Genomic DNA, 4,138 nt, shown 5'->3' with positions numbered 1-4,138 from the left:
AACCACCACCACCGAAACCGCCTCCGCCACCGGAGCCACCCCGGCCGGCGGGAAGGATACCGAGCATCTGGCAGACAAACACGGTCAGGATGAACAACACCACCAGAAAAACGAACAACAGCGGATGACGCGAGACAAAATCGCTCTGCGGATCACCGCTCGACTCGTACACCGTCGAAGGTTCGTCCAGCGGATTGCCGCCGAGCACCACCAGCATCGCCGCCACACCGTCGCTGATGCCCTTGCTGAAATTGCCGGCCTTGAACGCCGGGGTGATCACTTGATGGATGATCACCGAACTCTGCGCATCGGTCAGCCGATCCTCCAGACCGTAGCCGACTTCGATGCGCAATTTGCGCTCGTCCCGGGCGACGATCAGCAGCGCGCCGTTGTTCTTGTCCTTCTGGCCGATGCCCCAGTGCCGGCCCAGTTGCACGCCGTAATCCTCGATGGTGGTGCCCTGCAGATCAGGCACCGTGACCACCACCAATTGCTCGCCGGTCGCCTGTTCATGGGCCTGCAATTGCTGGCTCAACTGGGCGCGCACCGACGGTTCGATCATCTGCGCCTCGTCCACCACCCGCCCGCTCAACGCCGGGAACGTCAACTCGGCCCGGGCACTGACGGCGAACAGCCAGAGCATCAGCACCAGGCCTATCTTCAACACACGCATGAAAACCCTCCACCGATCCTCCTGTAGGAGCTGCCGCAGGCTGCGATCTTTTGCTTTTAAAAAATCAAGATCAAAAGATCGCAGCCTGCGGCAGCTCCTACACGGGAGTTGTCAGAACTTCACTTCCGGGGCCTTTTCCGCACCGGGGGTGGTGGCCTCGAAGGTTTCGCGGATCGGCAGATCGCTGTACATCACGCTGTGCCAGAGGCGACCGGGAAAGGTGCGGATCTCGGTGTTGTACTTCTGCACCGCCAGAATGAAATCACGCCGCGCCACGGCAATGCGGTTTTCCGTGCCTTCGAGTTGCGATTGCAGGGCCAGAAAGTTCTGGTTGGCCTTGAGGTCCGGGTAGCGCTCGGAGACCACCATCAAACGGCTGAGCGCGCCGCTCAACTGATCCTGAGCCTGCTGGAACTGCTTGAGTTTTTCCGGGTTGTCGAGGGTGCTGGCATCGACCTGGATCGACGTCGCCTTGGCCCGCGCCTCGACCACGGCGGTCAGGGTCGCCTCCTCATGCTTGGCGTAACCCCGGACGGTCTCCACCAGATTGGGGATCAGGTCGGCACGGCGCTGATACTGGTTCTGTACCTGGCCCCAGGCGGCTTTCGCCTGTTCATCGAGGGTCGGGATATTGTTGATGCCGCAGGCGGTCAACAAGGTGGCGAGGACCAGCAGCGTGGCGACCTGCAGACGCGAGCGGTAGGTTGGACTGACATTCATCAAAGTGATGCTCCCTGGCGTATTTCATAAAAAACCGACCGTGAAACCTTCTGCATCGGCGGTTGGGGCATAATCGGCCGCGCCACTGGATTGCAACGGGCCGATGGGCTAAAAAGAGGCCCTGCGCAAACGCTGCCGAAGGTCGGCGGGCGTTTTTGGCTCGGTCATTTTGAGCCTGCACCCGAACAACAATAGTCGCTCCCTAACTTTTGGCTGGCCGGCATTGCATTGCCGCTTGGGCCCTTGAGAAAAATATTCATGAAGAAGCTGTGTTTGCTGGGCCTGTTCGTCAGCCTGGCCAGTCATCAAGTATTGGCCGCCACGACCCCGGTCCCGCTGGAAAACAAGGACGCGTTCATCAGCAATCTGATGAAACAAATGACCCTCGACGAAAAGATCGGCCAGTTGCGCCTGATCAGCATCGGCCCGGAAATGCCCCGCGAGTTGATCCGCAAAGAGATCGCCGCCGGCAATATCGGCGGTACGTTCAACTCGATCACTCGCCCGGAAAACCGTCCGATGCAGGACGCGGCGATGCGCAGCCGCCTGAAGATTCCGATGTTTTTTGCGTACGACGTGATCCACGGTCACCGTACGATTTTCCCGATTCCGCTGGCCCTGGCCTCGAGCTGGGACATGGACGCCATCGGCCAGTCCGGGCGCATTGCCGCCAAAGAGGCCGCCGCCGACAGCCTCGACATCACCTTCGCGCCGATGGTCGACATCTCCCGCGATCCGCGCTGGGGCCGCAGCTCCGAAGGTTTCGGTGAAGACACCTACCTGACCTCGCGCATTGCCAAAGTGATGGTCAAGGCTTATCAGGGCGACACGCCGAGCGCGGCCGACAGCATCATGGCCAGTGTCAAACATTTCGCCCTGTATGGCGCGGTCGAGGGCGGTCGTGACTACAACACCGTCGACATGAGCCCGGTGAAGATGTACCAGGACTACCTGCCACCGTACCGCGCGGCGATCGACGCCGGTGCCGGCGGGGTAATGGTGGCGTTGAACTCGATCAACGGTATCCCGGCCACGGCCAATACCTGGCTGATGAACGATCTGCTGCGCAAAGACTGGGGCTTCAAGGGCCTGGCGGTCAGCGACCACGGAGCGATCTTCGAACTGATCAAGCACGGCGTGGCCGCCGACGGTCGCGAAGCGGCGAAGCTGGCGATCAAGGCCGGCATCGACATGAGCATGAACGACACGCTGTACGGCAAAGAGCTGCCGGGGCTGCTCAAGTCCGGCGAGATCGAACAGAAAGACATCGACAACGCGGTGCGCGAAGTCCTTGCCGCCAAGTACGACATGGGCCTGTTCAAGGACCCGTACCTGCGCATCGGCAAGGCCGAGGATGATCCGGCCGACACCTACGCCGAAAGCCGTCTGCACCGCGCCGAGGCCCGTGAAGTGGCGCGTCGCAGCCTGGTGCTGCTGAAAAATCAGAATGACACCCTGCCGCTGAAGAAAACCGCAAAGGTCGCGCTGGTCGGCCCGCTGGCGAAGGCGCCTATCGACATGATGGGTAGCTGGGCCGCCGCTGGTCGCCCGGCGCAATCGGTCACGCTGTTCGACGGCATGAGTTCGGTGATTGGCGATAAAGCCAACCTGATCTACGCCCGCGGCGCCAACATCACCAGCGACAAGAAGGTTCTGGATTACCTGAACTTCCTCAACTTCGACGCCCCGGAAGTGGTCGATGATCCGCGCCCGGCCAACGTGCTGATCGACGAAGCGGTGAAAGCAGCCAAGGACGCCGACGTGATCGTCGCCGCCGTTGGCGAGTCCCGTGGCATGTCCCACGAGTCCTCCAGCCGCACCGACCTGAACATCCCGGAAAACCAGCGCGAGCTGATTCGCGCCTTGAAAGCCACCGGAAAACCGCTGGTACTGGTGTTGATGAACGGCCGTCCGCTGACCATTCTCGAAGAGAATCAGTCGGCTGACGCGATTCTGGAAACCTGGTTCAGCGGCACCGAAGGTGGCAACGCCATCGCTGACGTGCTGTTCGGCGACTACAACCCGTCGGGCAAACTGCCGGTGACCTTCCCGCGTTCCGTGGGCCAGATCCCGACTTACTACAACCATCTGAGCATCGGCCGGCCGTTCACGCCGGGCAAACCCGGCAACTACACCTCGCAGTATTTCGATGACACCACCGGCCCGCTGTTCCCGTTCGGTTACGGCTTGAGCTACACCCAGTTCGCCCTGAGCGACATGGCGCTGTCCTCGACCACGCTGAACAAGACCGGCAAGCTCGACGCCAGTGTCACCCTGAAAAACACCGGCCAGCGTGACGGCGAAACCGTGGTGCAGTTGTACATTCAGGACGTCACCGGCTCGATGATCCGCCCGGTGAAAGAGCTGAAGAACTTCCAGAAAATCATGCTCAAGGCCGGCGAACAGAAAGTCGTGCACTTCACCATCACCGAGGATGAGCTGAAGTTCTACAACGCCCAGCTCAAGTACGCGGCAGAGCCTGGCAAGTTCAACGTGCAGATCGGCCTGGACTCGCAGGATGTGACGCAGCAGAGTTTTGAGTTGCTGTAACAAACACCGCAATGCCCTGTAGGAGCTGCCGAAGGCTGCGATCTTTTGATCTTGATTTTGGTTTAGAAACCCAAGATCAAAAGATCGCAGCCTTCGGCAGCTCCTACAGGGGAATGGTGTTTGGCGGTTATCCGCGCCGATCGAGAATGTTGACCACCACCCGATCCACCCACCCCCAGATCCGCTGCTTCACCC

Annotated in this window: 3 protein-coding genes; 1 reads left to right on the top strand and 2 read right to left on the bottom strand. The window is 60.6% G+C overall.

All coding sequences use genetic code 11. From position 1 onward, the window contains the following. Both DBR18_RS07590 and DBR18_RS07585 read right to left on the bottom strand, forming a co-directional pair. The coding region (locus DBR18_RS07590) for a YgcG family protein (protein WP_108589881.1) at positions 1–673 on the bottom strand (673 nt) is incomplete at its 3' end. Positions 674–784: 111 nt separating this feature from the next. Then, on the bottom strand, positions 785–1,393 hold the full coding sequence (locus tag DBR18_RS07585; RefSeq protein ID WP_007963199.1) for a LemA family protein: 609 nt from the start codon (positions 1,391–1,393) through the stop codon (positions 785–787). Between the two features lie 258 nt (positions 1,394–1,651). Between DBR18_RS07585 and bglX the strand changes: the two genes are divergently transcribed. Then, complete coding sequence (gene bglX, locus DBR18_RS07580) at positions 1,652–3,943, top strand: beta-glucosidase BglX (RefSeq protein ID WP_108589880.1); 2,292 nt, start codon at positions 1,652–1,654, stop codon at positions 3,941–3,943. Positions 3,944–4,138: the final 195 nt, after the last annotated feature.

The sequence above is a fragment of the Pseudomonas sp. HMWF021 genome (assembly GCF_003061005.1).
Lineage (GTDB): Bacteria > Pseudomonadota > Gammaproteobacteria > Pseudomonadales > Pseudomonadaceae > Aquipseudomonas.
The sequence above is the reverse complement of the archived record's forward strand: the minus strand, read 5'-3'. Positions and strand labels throughout refer to the sequence as shown.